Origin of the sequence: Bradyrhizobium sp. SBR1B, from assembly GCF_014198205.1 — a bacterium.
Taxonomy (GTDB): Bacteria; Pseudomonadota; Alphaproteobacteria; order Rhizobiales; family Xanthobacteraceae; genus Bradyrhizobium.
In genome coordinates this window covers 101,878-121,671 of the sequence record NZ_JACIHC010000004.1, presented here as the reverse complement: position 1 = coordinate 121,671, position 19,794 = coordinate 101,878, and the positions used below count along the sequence as shown (strand labels likewise).

Sequence of the window (19,794 nt, the reverse complement as noted above, 5' to 3'; positions counted from 1 at the left end):
CCGGCATTCCAAGCCGGAACGTAACGGGAACAATGATGCCGCGCAAGTGGCAGGGGATCCCGGCGCGAGCCCCGTTCGCAGCCTAGTCCAGCGCCTCCAGCACCAGCTCCATCGTCATCAGCACGGGATTGTCGCCGCGGACCAGGCGCCCCTCGGCCAAGCCGCCAGTGTAATCGATCAGCGCGACGTCGAGCGAAGCTTCGAGCGCGCCAAAGGGTCCGGGTGCAATCGTCCCGGCGGTGATCGCAAGCTCAGTCGCGAACGGCTCGGTCACCCCGCCATGGGTGAAGCGGGCGCCGATGGTCGAGCCGACGCCGCCATGGATCTTCGCGCCCGCGATGCCGTGCGCACGGCAGAACTCTTCGAGCGCGCCGGCAAAATCCTGATTAGGGCGCAGCCGGAGCGCGAAGGCGCGGCTCGTGGTGCGCGCGCCGGTGCTCGCAGCCGCCACCGGCCCGAACAGCTTGAAATTGGTCTCGGGATCGGGCTCGGCGGTGAACATCGCGCCGTCAATGCCGAAGGCGTCGACTTCGAACGGTTCGGCGACAACAGTCTCGTCTGGCAGCATGTGGCCGCCGCTGGTCTTGCCGCCCGCCTCCGTCCACAGCCCATGGCAGTGAAAGAACGGCGCTCCGTCGCGCGTGCCGAGCGTCATGGAGCCGAGCTTCGTGCGCGTCACGCCGCCGGGCCGGTACGTGTCGCTATAGAACGCCGCATTCTCGCCAGTCTTCGACAGCGCCGGCATGACATAGGCGAAAGGCTTGAGCGCGCCCTGCCTGAAGTTCAGCACGCCGCTCGTAAAACCTTCGGCCGCAAAGCCGCGCCGCGCGGCTTCCAGCAGCGGCAGACCTGCCTGAAGCGTGAACGAGAAGGCGCGCCCCCTCGCCTCCACCCATTGAATGCGTTCCGCGATGGGCGCGCCCGGCTGCTTGATATTCCGCATCACCTGCGCTCAGCCCGCCTTCGTCTTGTCGAGATCGAGCAGCCCGCGCGCCTCGAGCTCATCACGCACCATGCGCTTCGGCACCTTGCCATAGCCGGATTTCGGCAAGGCCTCCCAGAAGAAGAACCGCTTCGGCATCTTGTAGCGCGGCACCTTCGGCGAAAGGAACGCCGCCATTTCGGCCTCGCTCACCGCCTTCGCACCTTCGCGCGCCACGCAGACGGCGACGCCAACCTCGCCCCAGGTCGGATCGGGCACGCCGAGCACGGCGACCTCGCCGACCGCGGGATGAGTCAAGATCTTCTCCTCGATCTCGCGCGGATAGATGTTGGAGCCGCCGGAGATGTACATGTCGGAGGCGCGGCCGGTGATGTAGACGAACCCCTCCTCGTCCATGTGGCCGAGGTCGCCGGTGCGGAACCAGCCGTTGCGGAACGCCTTCGTATTGGCTTCGGGATTGTCGTAATAGCCGGCGAGCACCGCCGGCCCGATCACGCAGATCTCGCCGCTCTGGTTGGCCGCGAGCTCGCGGCCCTCGTCGTCCTGGATCGAGACCTGCATGCCGGTGCGCTCAAAGCCGCAGGTGCCGATCTTCGCGTGCGGGCCGTCCTCGGGATCGTGCAGCGCTGCCGGCAGCACGGTGATGTTGCCGGTGACTTCGCCGAGGCCAAAATACTGCACGATGACCTTGCCGAGCTTCTTCAGCGCGGTCTTCTGATCCTCCCGATACATCGGCGCGCCCGCATAGATCACGTGCCGAAGCGAGGAGTGATCGTATTTGTCGACGGCGGGGTGCTCGACCATCATCTTCAAAATTGTCGGCACCGTGAAGAGATTGGCGACCCGATGCGTCTCGATCAGGCGGAACGCCTCGTTGATGTCGAATTTTTCGGTCGGCAACAAGACAGTGCAGACGCCGCGCGCGGTCTGAACCAGCTGATGCACGCCGGCGCCATGCGACAGCGGCGCCACCACCAGCGAGGCGTCATTCTCGGTGACGCCGGGCGTCAGATCGGCGAGATGGTTGGTGATCACAAAGCCCATTTGGCCGTGTGTCAGCACCGCGGCCTTGGAGCGGCCGGTGGTGCCCGAGGTGAAGAAGAACCAGCAGGGATCGTCATGCTCGACAGCGACATTCGCAACATTGGCGCCGGCCTGCGAGGCAATGGCCTCAGCAACCGAACGCTCGCCGAACGCGCCCTTGCCGTCGACGCTCCAGGTGAACTCCAGCGCACCGCCCTTCACCGCCGCCGCATGCTCGGGAAAATCGACATGGCACAGAAACGCCTTGGCGCCGGAGGCCTCTGCGAGATAGGTGACCTCATCCGGCATCAGGCGGAAATTGGTGGGCACCCAGACCGCGCCGAGCCGGAACGCGGCGAACATCGAGAAGAACATCTCGTCGCCATTCTTGGAATGGACCAGGATACGGTCGCCCTTGGCAATGCCACGCGCGGCGAGCGCTGCGGCCAACGCCGAGACCTGCGCATCGATCTGCCGCCAGCTCCAGGATTTGTCCCCCCAGACGAAACCGGGACGCGCGCCATGTCGCCGGGCATTCTGGGTCAGCATGTAAGCGAGATTCATGACGCGGCGCGACATGCGCAGGGGCTGCATGGGGATTCCTCTTCGAGGGCGGACGGCGCGCTGGCCGCCGGCTCATTGCAGCCCATTTATCGCCATCGCCCGCGCCCCTGCAAGGCCGCCGGATGCACGGCTCCCCTACGGTTGCTTGAACGCAAACGGCGTCGCCGTGATCGCCTTCTGCTTGACGCAGGTCTGCGGGCCAAAGCCGCCGCAGAAGCTGCCATGAAGATCGAAGCGGACGGTGCGCGCAGCGCCGCGCTTCATCGGCGGGGCCATGATCTTGTAGCGGAGGACATAGCCGTCAAACACCGGGCGAATGTTGCCGTCCGGCAGCGTCACCAGGATGTTGATGACGCAGCCGCCAGTTCCGCAATAGGTCGTCTCGCGATCGCCGCATTTGGTGTCCTGGAAATCGACGATGTAGTCGTCGCGGCCGTCACCGGTCAGGTCGATCTTGCGCACCGTATCGGGCGCGAAGGTCACCTCGCCACCGTCCTGGCTGGTGCATTCCTCATTGGCGTAGCGCACTGCCTTCTGCACGCCGGGCGGATAGTCGGAGGGATTGAACGGCTTTGCATCCTCGGCGCGCGCGGCGGAGGCGAACAGAGCGAGCAGAAGCATCAAATAGCGCATGCGCGTTTGTCGCCGGCGCGGCCGCAATCGTTCAGAAAATTTTAAACATGATCGGCGCACCCTTCCTCAGTTCTCGCGTACAGAGTGTCGCATCATGGTCAAAGCGCCCGCCTTCCTCCTGTTGTCGCTGGCGCTCGCCGGATGCGCCGTGGCGCCACAGGCGCATCTGGCCTCCGATCCCGCGTTCAAGCCTGCACGTTATGCCTGGGATGGCGCCGGCGAGGATCCCAATCGGCAGCGGGCAGCAGCACAGCCAGCGCGGACCTCGGCCCGATCCGAGCGGAACGGCTCGCAAGCCGGACTTCAGCCCCATTCGAAGGAGTGGTGGCAAGCGCAGGACGGCAGCGAGGCCGAGCAGGATGCCAGGGTCAACCGCTCCCTGGTCATCTGCCAGGGATGCCTGCGTCCGCCGCAGCAGCCCGAAGATTCCAGGCTCGCCAAAGCGGCCGATTGAACCGAACGACCTCAGCTACTGAAACCAGGCGACCTGACCGCGCGTTACCGCTTCGCGCGAGGATCGCAATTGGAGGTGCGACGACATGAGCGACGTCATCGACAACAAGGACCATCACTGCTTCGAGCTCGAGGTCGAGGGCCATGTTGCGACCGAGCATTACAAGCTCGACGGCGGCGTCATCACGTTCGAGCACACCGACGTACCAAAGGAGCTCGGCGGCAAGGGCGTCGGCTCGAAGCTGGTGCAAGGCGCGCTCGACCAGGTCCGCGCCGCCGGATTGAAGCTGATCCCGCAATGCCCGTTCGTGAAGGCATGGATCGAAAAACATCCGGATTATGCGGACCTCGTGGCGAGGTGAGAGCACAGGCCCGCCGCCCGTAGCCAGCGGGCCTGCCGACAGCTACGGCCTATCGTCCGTGCTTGAGCATGTCCTGATCATTCAGATCCCAGTCCTGCCACAGCTGAAGGATGCCCAACAGCACCACCGCCGCGCCGAGGCTCGTGTGGTAGATGCGGAGAAAGCCGTCAGCGGAATAGCCGAGGGCGTAAGGCGAGGCTATGAGCCACAGTCCGACGAGGATCGTCGTCACCTCCTGCCAACGCTGCAAGGCGACATATTCGAGCTGGCTGATGCCAAATACGACCAGGCCGATTGCGACCGCATTCAGGATCGCCGTCGGGTGCCCGGCAATCGCCGGATCCTGGACGGGAAACCACGGCGAAGCCACGATGAGCGCGCCGAGCAGCATCCCGCACCAGTCTTCCCATGTCCGATGAGTATTCAAGAAACCAAAGTCCGACATCGTAACCTCCTCCAAAGAGGCATACGTCTGCGGCTGGCAATCATGACACTCCGAATGTCTAGCGACCCTGCCGGCCGCATTCGGGCGTATGTCCTTGAGAGGACGTGGGAGCCGCCGTGGAACTTGCAAGAGCGGCGCCGGTAATTATTGGAGCCGGCGTGGTGTTCACCAAGGGTGGCTTCTCATACTGCACTGCAGCTACAGGCACGCGCGTTTGCAGATATCTGCCGTGCGGCAAGCTCCCATGGCCGCGCCTTGCCAAGGACCGGGACGGTCCTAGATCAACGCCTAAGACCCACGTCGGAAGGATCTTGCATGGTGGCATCGGTACGGGACAACAAGGACAGGAGGCGCTTCGAACTCGATGTCGGCAACGAGGTCGCCTTCGCCAATTACCGGCTGACCTCGACGGCGGTCATCATCACCCACACCGAGACGCCCCGCGCGCTGCGCGGCCGCGGCATCGCCTCCGAGCTGATCAAGGGCGCGCTGGACTTGATCCGGCGCGACGGCCGCAAGGTGATCGCCGGCTGCGGCTTCGTGGTCGACTATCTCGACAGGCATCCGGAGAATGCGGATCTAGTCGGCTGAAAGCAAAAAGGGCCCGCGCGATCGCGGGCCCCTGCGGCACGACCGGCATTCGGTCAGTGCTTGAGGTCAGTGCTTGATCTCAGGCGGCAGCTTGCCGCCATTGGCGGCGAGCTTGGACATCACCTGCTTGTGCAGCCAGACGTTCATGCTGGCCGAGTCGTTCATGTCGCCGCTGTAGCCGAGCTCCTTGGCGAGATCCTTGCGCGCAGCGAGGCTGGAATCGATGTCGAGCGCCTTCATCAGGTCGACGATCGAGGTGCGCCATTCCAGCTTCTCGCCCTTGTGCGCGGCCACCGCCTTGTCGACGATCGCCGCCACATCGACCGCGGCCATGGGCGCGGAAGCCGGCGCCGACGCTCCAGGCGCGGCCCCTGCGGGCGCACTGCCCGGCGCCGCGCCACCGGCGGGCGCGGCGGAAGCCGGCTGGCCGCCGAAGATCGCGCTCATGATTTTCCCGAAAATGCTCATGTCTGCTCCCCGAAAAGGATCCGTTGGAAGGGCCTTGAGTGGCACTTATAGACCAAGTTACTGCGTGGCGCCCGCGAAGTTCTGCGAACCACCGCCAGCATCAGCTTATCTGCGGCGAAATGACGGCCGAATGACATCGTCGAGGTTGCGATGCGGCATCGAATTTCACCCAAGCGTGAGGACAGGACTCGGAAATGGGCGTACGCTTCCAGCTCAGCTCGCGATGTCGTCCGGAATTCGCGTCTGGTCGGAATTGCGGGACTTCAGAGAATGGCGGCCGCTTGCGCCGTTTGCCGGCGCCGAATTCGGCCGCTCGGCAAGGGAGCTAGCGACCATGGCTACACTCTACCAGGGCAATGTCCCCACGATGGCCCAGCCCACTGATGCGGCTGGACCGGTGATCCGAACCATCCAGCTGTCTGATCTGCACGATGCGCTCAGGCGCGGCTGGGAAGATTTCAAGGCGGTGCCGAGCCACGCCATCCTCCTCTGCGTGATCTACCCGGTGCTCGGCCTCGTGCTCGCCCGCGTGGTGATGGGCTATTCGGTGCTGCCACTGCTGTTTCCGCTCGCCGCCGGCTTCGCGCTGATCGGCCCCTTCGCAGCGCTCGGTCTCTACGAGCTTTCCAGCCGGCGCGAACGCTATGAGGAAGCAAGCGCCTGGGATGCGATGGAGGTGCTGCGTTCGCCCTCGTTCGGAGCGATGCTCGGCCTCGGTACGTTGCTGCTCGCGCTGTTCGTGACCTGGGTTGCGACCGCGCAGGCGATCTATGTCGCAGCGTTCGGCTATGAGGGAGTCACCGGAATCTCGGATTTCATGACGCGCGTGCTGACGACGCAGCAGGGCTGGTGGCTGATCGTGGTTGGCTGCGGCGTCGGTTTCCTGTTCGCGCTCGCCGCGCTCTGCATCAGCGTCGTGTCGTTCCCCTTGATGCTGGATCGCCATGCCGGCGCGTTCGAGGCGATGAGCACCTCGCTGCGCGTGATCGCGAGGAACCCGGTGCCGATGGCGGCCTGGGGCGTGATCGTCGCGGTCCTGCTCGCGCTCGGCACCATCCCGGCGTTCCTCGGCCTTGCCGTGGTGATCCCCCTGCTCGGCCATGCCACCTGGCATCTCTACCGCAAGGTGATCGTCTCGGAGCCCGGTGCACGTCCGGTGCCGCCCCCGCCGCATCGTCCGCGCAAGCCGGCTGCCGACTTCCCGGCCAACCTCTTCCCCTGGCGTAACAGGACGGGCGCCTGACGATATCGTGACATGCGATCCTGCCCTGGTTCGGGCAGGATCGCGGCCTGTCGCACGCCTTGCTTTGGCCGCGGTTCCGATCGAGATTGAGCGCCCCGGTCAGATCGCTTCACGGAATTCGTTACCTCGAATGACCTCGACGATTTCTCGTCTCGCTCTCGCAGCCTTCGCCCTCTCCGCGTCAATCCTGTCCGCCCAGCCAGCGTTCGCCGCGGTTGCCTGCGGCTCGGGCAATTTCGATGCCTGGCTTGCGGACTTCAAGACCGACGCTGCGGCCAAGGGGATCTCACAGCAGGCCATCGCATCTGGTCTTGCCGGCGTAACGCTGGATCAGAGCGTGCTCAACCGCGACCGCTCGCAAAAGGTCTTCGCCCAGACCTTCGAGGAATTTTCCGGCCGCATGGTGCCGCCGCGCCTGGAACGCGGCTCCAACAGGATGAAGCAGTACGGCTCGGTGCTGTCGCGCATCGAACAAACCTATGGCGTCCCCGGCGAGGTTCTGGTCGCGATCTGGGGCCTGGAGACCGATTTCGGCGTCAACACCGGCAAGTTCGCCACGATCCGGTCGCTCGCCACACTGGCCTATGACTGCCGGCGCGCCGAGCAGTTTCGCGCCGAGCTGCTCGACGCACTGCGCATCGTCCAGCGCGGCGATCTCGTGCCAGCCGAGATGAAGGGCGCCTGGGCCGGCGAGCTCGGCCAGACCCAGTTCATGCCGTCGTCCTGGATGAAATACGCCGTCGATTTCGACGGCAACGGCAAGCGCGACCTCCTGCACAACGCGCCCGACGTGCTCGCCTCCACCGCCAATTATCTTGCCGGCTATGGCTGGCAGAAGGGCAAGGATTGGCAGCCGGGCAGTCCGAATTTCGCGGTGCTGCAGCAGTGGAACAAGAGCGAGGTCTATTCCAAGACCGTCGCCTATTTCGCCACCCAGCTGGCGCGCGCCCCTTAAAGACCCATCAACAAACGCGTAGGGCCGATCGTCTGACGACCGGCCCTCTCTCGTGCGTTTGCCTACCCGTTCACTTGGCCATGGTGGCGTGCATCGCCTTGTTCAGATGCGCGCCGCACGCACTCATTTTGCCGTTGAGCAGCGAATCCTGGGCAGCCGCGATCTCCTTCTGCGCGACGAACTTGCTGTCGCCGTCGGCCATGTTCTCGATCGCGGTCTCCGTCTTCTCCAGGTTGGCGGAGCTGCAACCGCCCGTGGCGTACTTGGCGGCCTGGGCCGGCGCGACGGCGAACGCGACGGCGGCAATTGCGATAACCCCGAGTAACTTCGTCATGATGTTACTTCCTTCTGTTGTTCTTGAGACAGGACCCGCGACATTGCCGGCCTCTGCAACATGACTTTCCCCCGGACGCGGCAACTTGCCGCAATAAATTCCCCGCGAGAATTGCGTGATGTTGCGCATCACGCAGAGCCGCATGCGAAATTTCTGATTTTCATTACATCCCGGTAATCATCGTCACACGCTCGGCGTGTGTGCGCTGCGCTATCGTGGGTGCGAATGGGCCGTTCCGACGCATCCTGCCGCGAAAAAGCCTGTGGGACCCTTTCGCGCCTAAAGTCCATCCCACAAATAATGAATCTATATTCAAAATAACGATTTTCGTCTCATGCGAATCGCGCATGCCCGACTTGGGTGTAGAAGCTGACGACCCGACTTGCTGGTGACAGGCACGCAACCTATTTCGGCTATGATCGAGATCAGTCGACAGCCCTTAAACCCGTGATTTCACGGAAGTTTGTCGTCAGATTCGGTCCATACAGTTCAAGCCTTGGGCGGGACTGGCGAGAGGTTAAGCCTCCCTTACTCGCGGTATGCGTTACTCGCTTAGCTGCATCGCAACATCGGAACTTTCGCACTGCACCACTCTCACCTATATTCATTTCAACGATGCAGCCCGGGCAAGGGTTGAATCGAACTACAGGAGACTACCAATGCTGCTCTCGCTCATCCGCATGATCCAGGCCTTCCGGGACTATCAGCGCAATGTTGCCGAGCTGTCCCAGCTCAGCGATCGCGAACTGGCCGATATCGGCCTCGATCGCTCGGACATCCCGCGCGTTGCCGCCGGTCAGTATCAGGGCTGATATCGTTTCAGCCCTTCCACCGGAACGGACCGATAGCGCCCGCCTCGTGCGGGCGTTGTCGTATCTAGCGGCAGAAAACTCGATCTCGGCGATTCCACTCCACGCCGAAAAGCGCTACCTGTCCGCCCCATGACAGGACCTCAATCCAACATCGTGCACGTGATCGGCGCCGGCCTTGCCGGCTCTGAAGCCGCCTGGCAGGTGGCCAAGGCCGGCGTGCCCGTGGTGCTGCACGAGATGCGGCCGACCCGCATGACCGAAGCGCACCGCACCGACGGGCTCGCCGAGCTCGTCTGCTCCAATTCGTTCCGCTCGGACGACGCCGCCAACAACGCCGTCGGCCTGCTGCATGCCGAGATGCGCCGGCTCGATTCGCTGGTCATGCGCGCAGCCGACGCCAACCAGGTGCCCGCCGGCGGCGCGCTCGCCGTCGACCGCGACGGCTTCTCCGCGGCCGTCACCAAGGCGCTGAACGACCATCCCCTGATTCAGATCGCCCGTGGCGAGGTTGCAGGCCTGCCGCCGGCCGACTGGAGCAACGTCATCGTTGCCACCGGCCCCCTCACCTCCGCACCGCTCGCCCATGCCATCCGCGAGTTGACCGACGAGAACGCGCTCGCTTTCTTCGACGCAATCGCGCCGATCGTGCACCGCGAATCCATCGACATGTCGGTGGCCTGGTTTCAGTCGCGCTACGACAAGGTCGGCCCCGGCGGCACCGGCGCGGACTACATCAACTGCCCGATGACCAAGGAGCAGTATGACGGCTTCGTCGCCGCGCTCATCGCTGGCGAAAAGACCGAGTTCAAGGAGTGGGAGACCAACACGCCCTATTTCGACGGCTGCCTGCCGATCGAAGTGATGGCGGAGCGCGGCCCCGAGACCTTGCGCCACGGCCCGATGAAACCGGTCGGTCTCACCAATCCGCACGATCCCACGACGAAAGCCTACGCGATCGTGCAGCTGCGCCAGGACAACAAGCTCGGCACGCTCTACAACATCGTCGGATTCCAGACGAAACTGAAATACGGCGAGCAGCAGCGCATCTTCCGCACTATTCCCGGGCTGGAGAAGGCGGAGTTCGCCCGCCTCGGCGGCCTGCATCGCAACACCTTCCTGAACTCGCCAAAGCTTCTCGACAGTCAGCTGCGCCTGCGCGCACAGCCGCGTCTGCGCTTTGCCGGCCAGATGACGGGTTGCGAGGGCTATGTGGAATCGGCCAGCGTCGGCCTGATCGCCGGTCTCTATGCAGCCGCGGACGCGCGCGGCGAGACGCTTGTCAGCCCGCCCGGCACGACCGCGCTCGGATCGCTGCTCGGCCACATCACCGGCGGCCATATCGAGACCATCGAGCCCGGCACACGCTCGTTCCAGCCGATGAACATCAATTTCGGTCTATTCCCACCGCTTGCGACCGCGCCGACAAAAAAGCCCGACGGCACGCGCCTGCGCGGCAACGAGAAGACGGTGGCCAAGAAGCAGGCGATGAGCGCACTGGCACTCGCCGATCTCGATCGCTGGATCGCCGATCATTTGCGCATTGCCGCAGCCGCGTGAGTTCAAGATGAGCCTCCCCAAAGACGACGCCGCGACGCTCTCGGCGCGCTGGACCGAGGGCGTGCTGCTCAAGCGCGACGTGTTCTCGACCGTCGAGCGCGGGCGCTTCCGCGGCGAGAGCGGCGAAGTCGATACCGTGCTGCGCCGGCTCGACGAGGTGCCGTGGTGGTCATTCCTGCTGGCGCGCCATCTGTTCGCTCGCGAGAAGCACGCGCTGGCGCTCGCCAAAGGCCTCAACGTTGGACCGGAGCTGCTGTGGGCCGGACGCCGCGCGCTGGTGCGCGGCTTCGTCGACGGCGTCGCCTTGCATCTGGCCAAGCCGCATGGCGACCTCGCCTATTTCCGTTCGGCCAAGGTGGCCCTGCGCCGGCTGCGCCGCGCCGGTATTTGCCACAACGATCTTGCCAAGGAACAGAACTGGCTGGTCGGCCGCGACGGCCTCGCCTATGTCACCGACTTCCAGCTCGCCGCCTGCTTTGCACGGCGCGGCCGGCTCTATCGCATCCTCGCCTATGAAGACCTCCGGCATCTGCTCAAGCACAAGCGCTCCTACGCACCTGAGGCGCTGACGCCGCGCGAGCGAAAGATCCTTGCGAAGAAGTCATTCGCCGCCAGCCTGTGGCTTGTCACCGGCAAGAAAGTCTATCGCGCGATCACGCGCGGCTTGTTCAACTTCACCGACCGCGAGGGCGGCGGCCGCAGGCTGGTCAATGATGCGCCGGTGCTGACCGAGCTGATCCGCAAGAACCCGGCCGTGCGCGACACCGCCATCGTGGCTTTCGCGGACCGCCGCTCCGGCGTCGGGCTCTATGCCTTCGTCGAAGCCGATCAGGCCACGCTCGAGGGCCAGTTGCGGAATGAGCTTTCGGCCGCCAAGGGGCCGAAACCGCCGGAGCACATCCAGGTGGTTCACGCGCTACCGCGCGACGCCAGCGGCAAGCCGCGAACCGAGATCCTGCAACTGGTCGCCATGAACCAGCTCGATTTGATCGAGCCGATGATGAAGAACGACCAGGACCGCGCTTTCCTCAAGGACATCCTGGAACAGCGAAAAAACCTGCGCGACCGCTTCAATTTCGAGGCGAACCTGCCAGCGAACTGACGGGCAGTCTCGCCTTGAAGCGTCCACATTGGCGATAGAGAAGCGGTCGGACAAGTCAGGCTCGGCGGGGTCATGGGCACTCGGGGGACGATGATGCATCGCGTGGTTGGCGGCCTGATTGCCGGCCTTCTGCTGCTGGCGGCCGCGCCCGCAATGGCCGAGACCCCGGCCGAGCTGATCTCCAGCTTCCGCCTCAAGCACGGTGAGGTTCGCGTCGTCCGCGATTCCACCCTCGACCGCATCGCCATGGACCAGGCCCGCGCGATGGCGGCGAAGGACGACCTCAGTCACGACGCGGTCGGCCCCTTCAATCGCCGTGTCGCGCCCGCCGGCGCCGGCCGCGCCGCCGAGAACATCGCCTACGGCTACGACAATTTCGAGAAGACCCTGGGACAGTGGATCGACTCGTCCGGGCACCGCAAGAACCTGTTGCTGCACAACGCCTCCCGCGTCGGCATCGCCAGCGCCAGGAATGCCAGCGGCAAGCGCACCTATTGGGCCATGGTGATCGCGGGCGATTACGAGCCGAAGGGCAAGGGCAAGAAGGAGGACAAGGAGCCCCTCGTCGCCGTGAAACGCGAGGCCGCACCCGCGAGCAAGCCCAAGCCCAGCAGCTGTCACATCAAGCTGCTCAGCCTCTGTATCTGAGGCAAGCCAACGTCAGCCGCGTCGTGCCGCCTCGATCGCAGCGACGTCGATTTTCCTCATCCCCATCATCGCATCGAAGGCACGCTTGGCTTCAGCGCCGCCGGCCGCCAGCGCCTCGGTCAGCACGCGCGGGGTGATCTGCCAGGAGACGCCCCATCTGTCCTTGCACCAGCCGCACGCACTCTCCTGTCCGCCATTGCCGACGATGGCGTTCCAATAGCGGTCCGTCTCCTCCTGGTCATCGGTTGCGATCTGGAACGAAAACGATTCGTTGTGCGTGAAAATCGGACCACCGTTGAGGCCGAGACAGGCAACGCCGGCGACGGTGAATTCGACGGTGAGCACATCCCCCGCCTTTCCGGACGGGTAATCGCTGGGCGCGCGGTGGACGGCGCTCACGGCGCTGTCGGGGAACGTCTCGGCATAGAAGCGGGCAGCCGCCTCGGCATCCCTGTCGTACCAGAGGCAAATCGTGTTCTTCGCCATGTGCGTCCTTTCAATTCCCCATCAAATTTTGCTTTCAATCAGCATAGGCATCGGGATCCGGATGCTCCAGTTTGCCCGATCTTGCTCGTTGCGTCATTGTGTCTAGCTGAGGGAACCCGATGGCAGAGGCTTCTGACTTGATCGACATCGCCCGAATTCGCGCCGACACACCCGCCGCCTCCCGGCTCGCATATCTCCACAACGCAGGCGCTGGCCTGATGCCGGCGCCGGTCGTAGCGGCGATGAAGGGACACATCGATCTGGAGACCGAGATCGGGGGCTACGCTGCCGCCGATCGCGAGGCCGACCGGCTCAACGCGGTCTACGGCTCGGTGGCGCGTCTCTTGAATGCCGCGCCCGATGAGATCGCGCTGGTGGAGAATGCGACGGTCGCCTGGCAGATGGCGTTCTATTCGCTTCCGTTTCGCAAGGGCGACCGAATCCTGACCGCCGAAGCGGAATACGCCGCCAACTATGTCGCCTTTCTCCAGGTCGCCAAACGAACCGGCGCGGTCATCGACGTGGTGCCCAGCGATGCGAGCGGCGAGCTCGACGTAAACGCGCTCGAACGGATGATCGATGAGCGCGTAAAGCTCATCGCGATCACCTGGGTCCCGACCAATGGCGGGCTGGTCAATCCGGCGGCAGCTGTCGGCAAGATCGCGCGAGCGCACGGCATTCCCTATCTGCTCGACGCCTGCCAGGCGGTCGGCCAGATGACGGTGGACGTCGAGGCCATCGGCTGCGACATGCTGTCGGCCACGGGTCGAAAGTTCCTGCGCGGCCCGCGCGGCACCGGCTTCCTTTACGTCCGCCAGGCGCTGCTGCAACGACTAGAGCCGCCGATGATCGATCACTTCGCCGCGCCCTGGGTCTCGCGCGATGAATATCGGCTTCGCGACGATGCACGCCGCTTCGAGACCTGGGAGAACAATTACGCGGCCCGGCTGGGCCTCGGCGCCGCCGTCGATTACGCCCTGGAGATCGGCATCGCTCCGATCGAACAACGCTGCCGCATGCTTGCCGGCCGTCTTCGCGGCGGCCTTGCCGCCCTTCCCGGCATCACCATTCGCGACCTCGGACGCGCGCCGGGTGCCATCGTCAGCTTCACGCTGGACGGGCACGAGGCGGACGCCGTTGTCGCCAGCGCCGCTACAGCAGGCATCACCATCGGCGCTTCAGATCCGTCGAGCACGCGTATCGATGCCGAACTTCGCGCCTTGCCGCATGTCGTGCGGGCATCGCCGCATTACTACAACACGGAAGCCGAGATCGATCGGCTGATCGCTCATCTGGCGGATCTGGCGACACGGTAGCAAAAAGGCCGGCGCGGCCGGGCCGACCTTGAAGTCGGTCCAGCCTCGCGCCGTCTGGGCTTCAAGCTCTCGTCGTCAGCGCCGAGAGCTGGTCGGTATCGAAGCGGCCGCGTAGCTCGCTGATGGCTTTTGCATCCGGGGGACCACTTGCCGTCAGCTTCGCCAGCTCCTCGAAGTAATGCTCGTGTCCCGGCGGGGATACGGTCATGAGCACGCGCGCGGGCTTCTCGCTCGCGTTGGTGATGTTGTGGGGAACACCGGGAGGAATGAAGAGGAAGGTCCCTGGGGTCGCCCGGACAATCTCATCCCCGACGAACCATTCACACTCGCCGTCGAGCATGTAGAAGGTCTCTTCCTGAACACGATGAACGTGCCGGCCGGTGGCGAATCCTGCCGGAATTGTCCAATCGAACATGCTCGTATGCCCAGTGTCTTCGCCCGTCACCAGGAAGGCCATTGGTTGGCCGCGCAGCGTGACCCCCTCGGTCTCGCCGGGCCTGCGGATGACGTGTTTCGCGGTCATGTACACCTCCATCGCTTGTTGCAGCGTTCCTCACGGCTCGCGCGATGGTGGTCCAGTCCAGCCGGAAAGTCGCAAAGCCGTTCGGAAAACGTTGCAAAAAAGCTGCGAAATGTGGCCTTCTTCGATGATGGCCACGATCCTTGAATTTGGTCCCTTTCGCCTCGATGGCGATGCGGGGATCCTGTTCCACGGTGCTGAGCCGACCGCTCTCGGCCAGCGCGCAGTATTGCTCCTGGCGCTCCTCGTCCGGCAGGCTGGTGTGCCGGTTTCAAAGGATGCCTTGATCGAGGCGGCCTGGCCCGCCCAGGCCGTCGAGGACAGCAACCTGACCGTCCAGATCGCGGCGGTGCGGCGCACGCTGGCGGACATCTCCGGCGAGGCGCGTTGGATCGAAACGCTGCCGCGCCGCGGCTATCGCTATGTCGGCCCGACCGTGACGAAGTCCGATCCGGGTCCCGCACGAGCAACACCGCAAGCGCCGTTGCTGTCATTGCCCGACAGGCCGTCGATCGCAGTGTTGCCTTTCACGAACTTGAGCGGCGATGCGGCGCAGGACTATTTTGCCGACGGGATGGTCGACGACATCATCACCGGCCTCTCGCGCATCAACTGGCTGTTCGTGATCGCGCGGAATTCTACATTCGCCTACAAGGGCCGCGCGGTGGACGTGAAGCAGGTCGGCCGCGAACTTGGCGTACGCTACGTGTTGGAAGGCAGTGTCCGCAAGACCGGCACGCTGGTCCGCATCACCGGCCAGTTGATCGATGCGTCGACTGGCATGCACGTCTGGGCCGAGCGATTTGACCGCCGGTCCGAAGACGTCTTCGCCCTCCAGGACGACATCGCATCGTTGACCGTCGGTGCGATCGCGCCCAGCCTGCGGCGCGCCGAGATCAATAGGGTCAGGCGCAAGCGGCCGGACAGCCTGGATGCCTATGATCTCGTCCTGCGCGCCCAGCCGGACGTCGATTCCGGCATGCCGGCCCAGGTCACCCAGGCGCTCGTGCTGCTCGAACGTGCGATCGCGCTCGAGCCTGCGTACGCGCTTGCGCACGGCAATGCAGCGATGTGCCATCACTGCCTGTTTCTTCGAGCCGGTTTGCAGGAGGCCAATCGCCAGGCCTCGATCCGCCACGCGCGCTCGGCCATCGCTCACGGCCAGGATGATGCGCTTGCTCTCACGCTCGCGGGCTTTTCGATCGGCATGGACGGGCACGATCGCTCCGCAGCGTTCATCGCGTTCGAGGCCGCGCTCGCCATCAGCCCATCATCGGCGCTGACCTACATCCTCGGCAGCGTCATGCTCGGCTGGGGCGGAGATGCCGACCGCGCTATCGAATGGAGCGAACAAGGCCTGCGGCTCAGTCCGTTCGATTCCTGGGCTTTCGCCGCGTTCGACGCCCAGGCTCTTGGGCACTTCCATCGCGGCCGATATGAGGAAGCGTGTCGCGCCGCTTACCGCTCGGTTCAGGCCAATCCTCGCCACAGCATCACCCATGTGCAATTGGCCGCGGCGCTGGCAAAGCTTGGACGATTGCAGGAGGCGAAGGCGGCGGCCACGCGGGTGCTGGAGCTGCACCCGACGTTCCGCTATGGCCGTCAATTTCAGGGCGTCAACTGCGCGCCAGCGCTCGCTTCCTCCCTCGGCGATGCCCTCCGCATCGCAGGCCTTCCGGAGTAGCGCCCAGCCGGCTTGGCGTCTCAACGTGCCCTACGTGCAGCGCGCGCTCAGTCCGGATGCACTGAGCTTCGCCATCACCTCGTCGAGATGGGCGCTGTCGCGGGTCTCGATGACGAGTTGCAGGAGCGTGGCCTTGGCCGGCAGGTCGGAGAAGGTCCGCTGGTGCGAAACCTCGATGATGTTGGCGCCGGCTTCGGCCAGGAGGGCCGCGACGGCGGCCAATTGCCCGGGTCTGTCAGGAATGTCGAGCGAGAGCTGGGTCAAACGCCCCTCGCGCGCCAGCTCGCGGGTGAGGACGGATGCGATCAGCCGCGTGTCGATATTGCCGCCGCTCAGGACGAGACCGACCTTCTGGCCGGCAAAGCGGGTCGGATCGGACATCAGCGCGGCAAGACCGGCGGCGCCGGCGCCCTCGACGACCGTCTTCTCGATCGAGATCAGGGTCGCGACCGCGCGCTCGAGCTCGGCTTCGTTGACGAGCGCGATGTCGTCGACGAGGCGGCGGACGATCTCGGTGGTGATCTTGCCGGGCGATTTCACCGCGATGCCTTCGGCCAGCGTATCGCCCCGCGCCGGCAGATTGCCGGCATGGATGGCGTTGTACATCGAGGGATAGAGCCAGGCCTCGACGCCCAGGATTCGCAGCGACGGCTTGATCGATTTCGCCGCGATGCCGATGCCGCTGATCAGGCCGCCGCCGCCGATCGGCACGACCAGCGTGTCGAGCTCCGGCACGGCCCTCATCATCTCCAGCCCGACCGTGCCCTGCCCCGCGATCACCAGCGGATCGTCGTAGGGGTGGACGAAGATCATGCCTCTGGCTTCGCCGTGGCTGCGCGCGAACGCGGCCGCCTCCTCCAGCGTCGCGCCCGTGACGACCACCTCCGCGCCGTGATGCCTGGTGTTCTCGACCTTCACCATGGGCGTGCCGACCGGCATGACGATGGTGGCGGGAATGCCGAGTCGTTTGGCGTGATAGGCCACGCCCTGCGCGTGGTTGCCAGCCGACATCGCGATCACGCCCCGCGCGCGCTCCTCCGGCGTTAGCGCGGTGAGGCGGTTGAGCGCACCTCGCTCCTTGAACGAGGAGGTGAACTGGAGGTTCTCGAATTTGAGCCAGATCTCGCAGCCGCAGATGCTGCTCAGCGTGCGGCTGTAGCTGCAGGGCGTCTCGACGACGGCGCCCCTGATCGTCTCGGCGGCAGCTTGAATGTCGTCAGGAGCGACCGGAAAGCCGCCGAGGTCGGACGATGTGGTTTGGGACAACTCAGCCATGGGACAGCATAGAGCATCCGGCGGCTCGAGGCGATAAGCCAGCCGCTATTTGGTAAATTCCCGGGAACGTGAAGCCCGCCACAATGTCCAGAGCGTACGCAGCCGCGACGTCGGCTGCGGCGCGAACGGATTGCGGCCGGGCTGCGACAGGCGCTTGAGATCGGCCCTGACCTGGCTCAGCGGCAGAAACGCCGGACGCGCCTGCACCGGAACGTCCGCCAGCAGCGACAAGGCCGTGGTCAAATGCTGCTGCGCCTCGCCAGCAAGCTGCTCCAGTACGGCGCGGAGGCTCGCCGTCTCCTTGCCAGCGAACACGTCCTCCATCTGGCAGCCATGGCTCGCCAGCACCTGTTGCGGCAGGAATAGCTGCCGGCGCGACGCATCGCGCGGCAGGTTCGCGATGATTTGCACGATGCCCTGCGCCAATCCCGCATGACGGGCGAGATGTTCGGCCGCCCCCGACGGCGGCCCCAGGACCTGCGCCGCCAGACCAAATAACGCCGACGAGGTCGCGGCCAGATAGCCCTCCAGCGCCGCCATGGTCGGCATCGGATCGTTGTAGAGGTCGAACTGGTGCTCGTCGACGAGCAGCGACAGCGGCTCGACCGGCAAGTCGAACTCACGGATCGCGCGCAGCAGCTCCGCCGCGACCGGATTGCCCTCGGCGCTGCCATGGACATGGCCTGAGAGCATGTCGGTCCACCATTGAAAGCGGATTTCGCCGGGCAAGGGCTGGCTCACCTGGTCGCGGACGCGGACGATCTCGACATTGAAGGCATAGAGCGCCAGCAGCGCGCGGCGCTCGGAGGCGGGCGCAAACAGCGTCGCGGCATAGCGCGGAAAGTCATGGCTGCGCACGAGATCGGCGCAGAAAGTGGCGGAATCTGGCGGCGGCGCGGCGCTGCTCATGTGCTGTTCATGGCACCGCGATCAGCGCAGCGGCAACCCGCCGCCGTTCGCCGATCATGATGTTGTAGGTGCGCACGGCGGGACCGGTCTGCATCGTGTCCAGCACCACCCTCACCGCCTTGAGCGCCTGCCGCAGCGCCGGCGGCGGCAGCCAGACCCCGGTTCCGGTACCGATCAGCAGGGTGTCGATGCTGTTGGCGGCCGTGAAGACCCGGTCCAGCGAATAGCGGTCGATCCTCGCGGGATCCGTCACGTCCCAGGCCCAGATCGCGTCGGGCAGGCACAACAGCGAGCCCCGATGCGACATGCCTGCGAAGGCGAAGCCGCCCTTGCCATAGGCCTCGATCGGCGCCGAGCGCGGGAAATGCGGTGCGTTGGGATCGCCGGCCATGAGCTTCGTCCGAATGGGCTTACTGCCCTCGCAAACGCCTGCGAGGGCATGCGGTTCGGATCATGCCTTGCTTTTCTTCGCCGGCGTAGCCGTATCGGGCGCATCCTCGCGATGCTCGCCGACGCCGAGATAGATCAGGATCGGCGCCGCGATGAAGATCGAGGTATAGGTGCCGACCAGCACAACGCCGAACATCATCACCGCGGTGAAGCTGTGGATGGCGTGACCGCCGAACAGGAGCAGCGCCAACAGCGCCAGCGTCACCGTGAAGTGGGTGATGATCGAGCGCGACAGCGTCGAGTTGATGGACTCGTTGAGCAGCTGCGGCATCGGCATCTTCTTGTAGCGACGCAGCATTTCACGGATGCGGTCGTAGATGACGACGGTGTCGTTGAGCGAATAGCCCAGAATGGTCAGCAGCGCGGCGATGCTGGTCAGGTCGAAATCGACCTGGCTGATCGACATGAAGCCGATCGTGAGCACGATGTCGTGCACGTTGGCGATCATGGCGCCAAGCGCGAACTGCCATTCGAACCGGAACCACAGATAGATCAGGATCGAGATGATCGCGAGCATCAGGCCGAGCATGCCGTAGGCGAGCAGCTCGCCGGCGACGCGCGGGCCAAGCACCTCGGTACGCTGAATGTCGACGCTGTCGCCGAGCGCGCCACGAAGCTTTTGCAGCGCAGCCTGCTGGGCGGCGTCGCCGCCCGGCTGTTCCGCAACGCGGATCAGGACGTTCTCAGGGCCGCCGAACTCCTGCAACTGGACTTCGCCCAGTCCCAGCGCGTCGAGCTTGGTGCGCATCGCCGCGATGTCAGCGGTGCCGGACTTTGCCTTGACCTCGAGCAGCGTGCCGCCCTTGAAGTCGATGCCCAGATTTAGCCCATGGGTGAAGAACAGCGTAATCGCTACGATCGACAGCACCGCCGAAATCGGGAAGCTGATCCGGCGGAAACGCGTGAAGTCGAAATGCGTGTTGTCCGGGACGATCCGCAACGACGGCAACAGGCCGAGGGCTGCGACCACAGTGAGAATGGCGATGAGGACGCCGAGCCCGATGAGAACGGTGTGAGTCAC

23 protein-coding genes are annotated in these 19,794 nt (G+C 64.8%); 11 read left to right on the top strand and 12 right to left on the bottom strand.

The genetic code is table 11. The features are described 5' to 3' along the window. Positions 1-82: 82 nt before the first annotated feature. The 3 genes from GGD61_RS12300 to GGD61_RS12290 all read right to left on the bottom strand — a co-directional run bounded on the left by GGD61_RS12300 (position 83) and on the right by GGD61_RS12290 (position 3,163). Positions 83-943, bottom strand: coding sequence for a PCC domain-containing protein (locus GGD61_RS12300; RefSeq protein ID WP_092257883.1), 861 nt, complete (start codon positions 941-943; stop codon positions 83-85). Between the two features lie 9 nt (positions 944-952). Beyond that, on the bottom strand, positions 953-2,560 hold the full coding sequence (locus GGD61_RS12295; protein WP_092257880.1) for an acyl-CoA synthetase: 1,608 nt from the start codon (positions 2,558-2,560) through the stop codon (positions 953-955). 105 nt (positions 2,561-2,665) lie between these two features. Further along, complete coding sequence (locus tag GGD61_RS12290) at positions 2,666-3,163, bottom strand: hypothetical protein (protein ID WP_092257877.1); 498 nt, start codon at positions 3,161-3,163, stop codon at positions 2,666-2,668. Between the two features lie 94 nt (positions 3,164-3,257). Between GGD61_RS12290 and GGD61_RS12285 the strand changes: the two genes are divergently transcribed. Both GGD61_RS12285 and GGD61_RS12280 read left to right on the top strand, forming a co-directional pair. Next, the gene (locus tag GGD61_RS12285) at positions 3,258-3,617 is read left to right on the top strand and encodes a hypothetical protein (RefSeq protein ID WP_092257874.1); all 360 of its coding nucleotides are present in this window, start codon (positions 3,258-3,260) and stop codon (positions 3,615-3,617) included. 85 nt (positions 3,618-3,702) lie between these two features. Further along, positions 3,703-3,978, top strand: a complete 276-nt coding sequence (locus tag GGD61_RS12280) for a GNAT family N-acetyltransferase (protein WP_092257871.1) — start codon at positions 3,703-3,705, stop codon at positions 3,976-3,978. 49 nt (positions 3,979-4,027) lie between these two features. On the opposite strand, the gene GGD61_RS12275 is transcribed toward GGD61_RS12280, so the two are convergent. Continuing rightward, the gene (locus GGD61_RS12275) at positions 4,028-4,423 is read right to left on the bottom strand and encodes an SPW repeat protein (protein ID WP_026201931.1); all 396 of its coding nucleotides are present in this window, start codon (positions 4,421-4,423) and stop codon (positions 4,028-4,030) included. Between the two features lie 315 nt (positions 4,424-4,738). Between GGD61_RS12275 and GGD61_RS12270 the strand changes: the two genes are divergently transcribed. Further along, on the top strand, positions 4,739-5,014 hold the full coding sequence (locus GGD61_RS12270; RefSeq protein WP_092257868.1) for a GNAT family N-acetyltransferase: 276 nt from the start codon (positions 4,739-4,741) through the stop codon (positions 5,012-5,014). Positions 5,015-5,080: 66 nt separating this feature from the next. On the opposite strand, the gene GGD61_RS12265 is transcribed toward GGD61_RS12270, so the two are convergent. Further along, complete coding sequence (locus GGD61_RS12265; RefSeq protein ID WP_026201930.1) at positions 5,081-5,482, bottom strand: DUF3597 domain-containing protein; 402 nt, start codon at positions 5,480-5,482, stop codon at positions 5,081-5,083. 334 nt (positions 5,483-5,816) lie between these two features. On the opposite strand from GGD61_RS12265, the gene GGD61_RS12260 reads away from it, so the two are divergent. Both GGD61_RS12260 and GGD61_RS12255 read left to right on the top strand, forming a co-directional pair. After that, complete coding sequence (locus tag GGD61_RS12260) at positions 5,817-6,725, top strand: DUF2189 domain-containing protein (RefSeq protein ID WP_092257862.1); 909 nt, start codon at positions 5,817-5,819, stop codon at positions 6,723-6,725. A gap of 130 nt (positions 6,726-6,855) precedes the next feature. Then, the gene (locus tag GGD61_RS12255) at positions 6,856-7,680 is read left to right on the top strand and encodes a lytic murein transglycosylase (RefSeq protein ID WP_018317895.1); all 825 of its coding nucleotides are present in this window, start codon (positions 6,856-6,858) and stop codon (positions 7,678-7,680) included. A 70-nt stretch (positions 7,681-7,750) separates the two neighbouring features. On the opposite strand, the gene GGD61_RS12250 is transcribed toward GGD61_RS12255, so the two are convergent. After that, positions 7,751-8,143 (bottom strand): hypothetical protein, encoded by a 393-nt coding sequence (locus GGD61_RS12250; protein ID WP_246785924.1) that lies wholly within the window; start codon positions 8,141-8,143, stop codon positions 7,751-7,753. 530 nt (positions 8,144-8,673) lie between these two features. Here GGD61_RS12250 and GGD61_RS12245 point away from each other — a divergent pair. The 4 genes from GGD61_RS12245 (at position 8,674) to GGD61_RS12230 (ending at position 12,133) form a co-directional block, all read left to right on the top strand. Then, positions 8,674-8,826: a DUF1127 domain-containing protein gene (locus GGD61_RS12245; protein WP_007590701.1), complete on the top strand. Its 153-nt coding sequence runs from the start codon at positions 8,674-8,676 to the stop codon at positions 8,824-8,826. A 129-nt stretch (positions 8,827-8,955) separates the two neighbouring features. Next, a complete protein-coding gene (gene trmFO, locus GGD61_RS12240; protein ID WP_092257859.1) occupies positions 8,956-10,383 on the top strand; it encodes a methylenetetrahydrofolate--tRNA-(uracil(54)-C(5))-methyltransferase (FADH(2)-oxidizing) TrmFO in 1,428 nt (475 codons plus the stop codon). Positions 10,384-10,390: 7 nt separating this feature from the next. After that, entirely contained in the window at positions 10,391-11,485 is a 1,095-nt protein-coding gene (locus GGD61_RS12235; protein WP_183230745.1) for a serine/threonine protein kinase, read from the top strand. Positions 11,486-11,578: 93 nt separating this feature from the next. Then, a complete protein-coding gene (locus GGD61_RS12230; RefSeq protein ID WP_183230841.1) occupies positions 11,579-12,133 on the top strand; it encodes a CAP domain-containing protein in 555 nt (184 codons plus the stop codon). A 12-nt stretch (positions 12,134-12,145) separates the two neighbouring features. Here the strand turns inward: GGD61_RS12230 and GGD61_RS12225 are convergent, their stop codons facing one another. Next, positions 12,146-12,619, bottom strand: a complete 474-nt coding sequence (locus GGD61_RS12225; protein WP_018317891.1) for a VOC family protein — start codon at positions 12,617-12,619, stop codon at positions 12,146-12,148. A gap of 119 nt (positions 12,620-12,738) precedes the next feature. Here GGD61_RS12225 and GGD61_RS12220 point away from each other — a divergent pair, with 119 nt between their 5' ends. Continuing rightward, entirely contained in the window at positions 12,739-13,935 is a 1,197-nt protein-coding gene (locus tag GGD61_RS12220) for an aminotransferase class V-fold PLP-dependent enzyme (protein ID WP_244550678.1), read from the top strand. Between the two features lie 61 nt (positions 13,936-13,996). On the opposite strand, the gene GGD61_RS12215 is transcribed toward GGD61_RS12220, so the two are convergent. Then, complete coding sequence (locus GGD61_RS12215) at positions 13,997-14,458, bottom strand: cupin domain-containing protein (RefSeq protein ID WP_092258588.1); 462 nt, start codon at positions 14,456-14,458, stop codon at positions 13,997-13,999. A gap of 127 nt (positions 14,459-14,585) precedes the next feature. Between GGD61_RS12215 and GGD61_RS12210 the strand changes: the two genes are divergently transcribed. After that, positions 14,586-16,139 (top strand): winged helix-turn-helix domain-containing protein, encoded by a 1,554-nt coding sequence (locus tag GGD61_RS12210; protein WP_177237198.1) that lies wholly within the window; start codon positions 14,586-14,588, stop codon positions 16,137-16,139. Positions 16,140-16,169: 30 nt separating this feature from the next. Here GGD61_RS12210 and GGD61_RS12205 read toward each other — a convergent pair whose 3' ends face one another. Genes GGD61_RS12205 through secF form a run of 4 tightly spaced genes read right to left on the bottom strand, consistent with a single transcriptional unit; the run spans position 16,170 to position 19,794 of the window. Next, a complete protein-coding gene (locus GGD61_RS12205) occupies positions 16,170-17,414 on the bottom strand; it encodes a threonine ammonia-lyase (RefSeq protein ID WP_092257850.1) in 1,245 nt (414 codons plus the stop codon). A gap of 45 nt (positions 17,415-17,459) precedes the next feature. After that, positions 17,460-18,323 carry a phytoene/squalene synthase family protein gene (locus GGD61_RS12200; protein ID WP_092257847.1) on the bottom strand — a complete coding sequence of 288 codons (864 nt, stop codon included), beginning with the start codon at positions 18,321-18,323 and terminating at the stop codon, positions 17,460-17,462. Between the two features lie 7 nt (positions 18,324-18,330). Beyond that, the gene (locus tag GGD61_RS12195; RefSeq protein WP_018317885.1) at positions 18,331-18,714 is read right to left on the bottom strand and encodes an Mth938-like domain-containing protein; all 384 of its coding nucleotides are present in this window, start codon (positions 18,712-18,714) and stop codon (positions 18,331-18,333) included. Positions 18,715-18,774: 60 nt separating this feature from the next. Beyond that, complete coding sequence (gene secF / locus GGD61_RS12190; protein WP_018317884.1) at positions 18,775-19,794, bottom strand: protein translocase subunit SecF; 1,020 nt, start codon at positions 19,792-19,794, stop codon at positions 18,775-18,777.

Coding starts and splice junctions, on each gene's coding strand:
- GGD61_RS12275 (WP_026201931.1), bottom strand. CDS start 4,423: ATGTCGGACTTTGGTTTCTTGAATACTCATCGGACATGGGAAGACTGG.
- GGD61_RS12235 (WP_183230745.1), top strand. CDS start 10,391: ATGAGCCTCCCCAAAGACGACGCCGCGACGCTCTCGGCGCGCTGGACC.
- GGD61_RS12250 (WP_246785924.1), bottom strand. CDS start 8,143: ATGCGCAACATCACGCAATTCTCGCGGGGAATTTATTGCGGCAAGTTG.
- GGD61_RS12200 (WP_092257847.1), bottom strand. CDS start 18,323: ATGAGCAGCGCCGCGCCGCCGCCAGATTCCGCCACTTTCTGCGCCGAT.
- GGD61_RS12245 (WP_007590701.1), top strand. CDS start 8,674: ATGCTGCTCTCGCTCATCCGCATGATCCAGGCCTTCCGGGACTATCAG.
- GGD61_RS12265 (WP_026201930.1), bottom strand. CDS start 5,482: ATGAGCATTTTCGGGAAAATCATGAGCGCGATCTTCGGCGGCCAGCCG.
- GGD61_RS12260 (WP_092257862.1), top strand. CDS start 5,817: ATGGCTACACTCTACCAGGGCAATGTCCCCACGATGGCCCAGCCCACT.
- GGD61_RS12215 (WP_092258588.1), bottom strand. CDS start 14,458: ATGACCGCGAAACACGTCATCCGCAGGCCCGGCGAGACCGAGGGGGTC.
- GGD61_RS12300 (WP_092257883.1), bottom strand. CDS start 943: ATGCGGAATATCAAGCAGCCGGGCGCGCCCATCGCGGAACGCATTCAA.
- GGD61_RS12270 (WP_092257868.1), top strand. CDS start 4,739: ATGGTGGCATCGGTACGGGACAACAAGGACAGGAGGCGCTTCGAACTC.
- GGD61_RS12210 (WP_177237198.1), top strand. CDS start 14,586: ATGGCCACGATCCTTGAATTTGGTCCCTTTCGCCTCGATGGCGATGCG.
- trmFO (WP_092257859.1), top strand. CDS start 8,956: ATGACAGGACCTCAATCCAACATCGTGCACGTGATCGGCGCCGGCCTT.
- GGD61_RS12205 (WP_092257850.1), bottom strand. CDS start 17,414: ATGGCTGAGTTGTCCCAAACCACATCGTCCGACCTCGGCGGCTTTCCG.
- GGD61_RS12285 (WP_092257874.1), top strand. CDS start 3,258: ATGGTCAAAGCGCCCGCCTTCCTCCTGTTGTCGCTGGCGCTCGCCGGA.
- GGD61_RS12295 (WP_092257880.1), bottom strand. CDS start 2,560: ATGCAGCCCCTGCGCATGTCGCGCCGCGTCATGAATCTCGCTTACATG.
- GGD61_RS12290 (WP_092257877.1), bottom strand. CDS start 3,163: ATGCGCTATTTGATGCTTCTGCTCGCTCTGTTCGCCTCCGCCGCGCGC.
- GGD61_RS12195 (WP_018317885.1), bottom strand. CDS start 18,714: ATGGCCGGCGATCCCAACGCACCGCATTTCCCGCGCTCGGCGCCGATC.
- GGD61_RS12255 (WP_018317895.1), top strand. CDS start 6,856: ATGACCTCGACGATTTCTCGTCTCGCTCTCGCAGCCTTCGCCCTCTCC.
- GGD61_RS12280 (WP_092257871.1), top strand. CDS start 3,703: ATGAGCGACGTCATCGACAACAAGGACCATCACTGCTTCGAGCTCGAG.
- GGD61_RS12220 (WP_244550678.1), top strand. CDS start 12,739: ATGGCAGAGGCTTCTGACTTGATCGACATCGCCCGAATTCGCGCCGAC.
- GGD61_RS12230 (WP_183230841.1), top strand. CDS start 11,579: ATGCATCGCGTGGTTGGCGGCCTGATTGCCGGCCTTCTGCTGCTGGCG.
- GGD61_RS12225 (WP_018317891.1), bottom strand. CDS start 12,619: ATGGCGAAGAACACGATTTGCCTCTGGTACGACAGGGATGCCGAGGCG.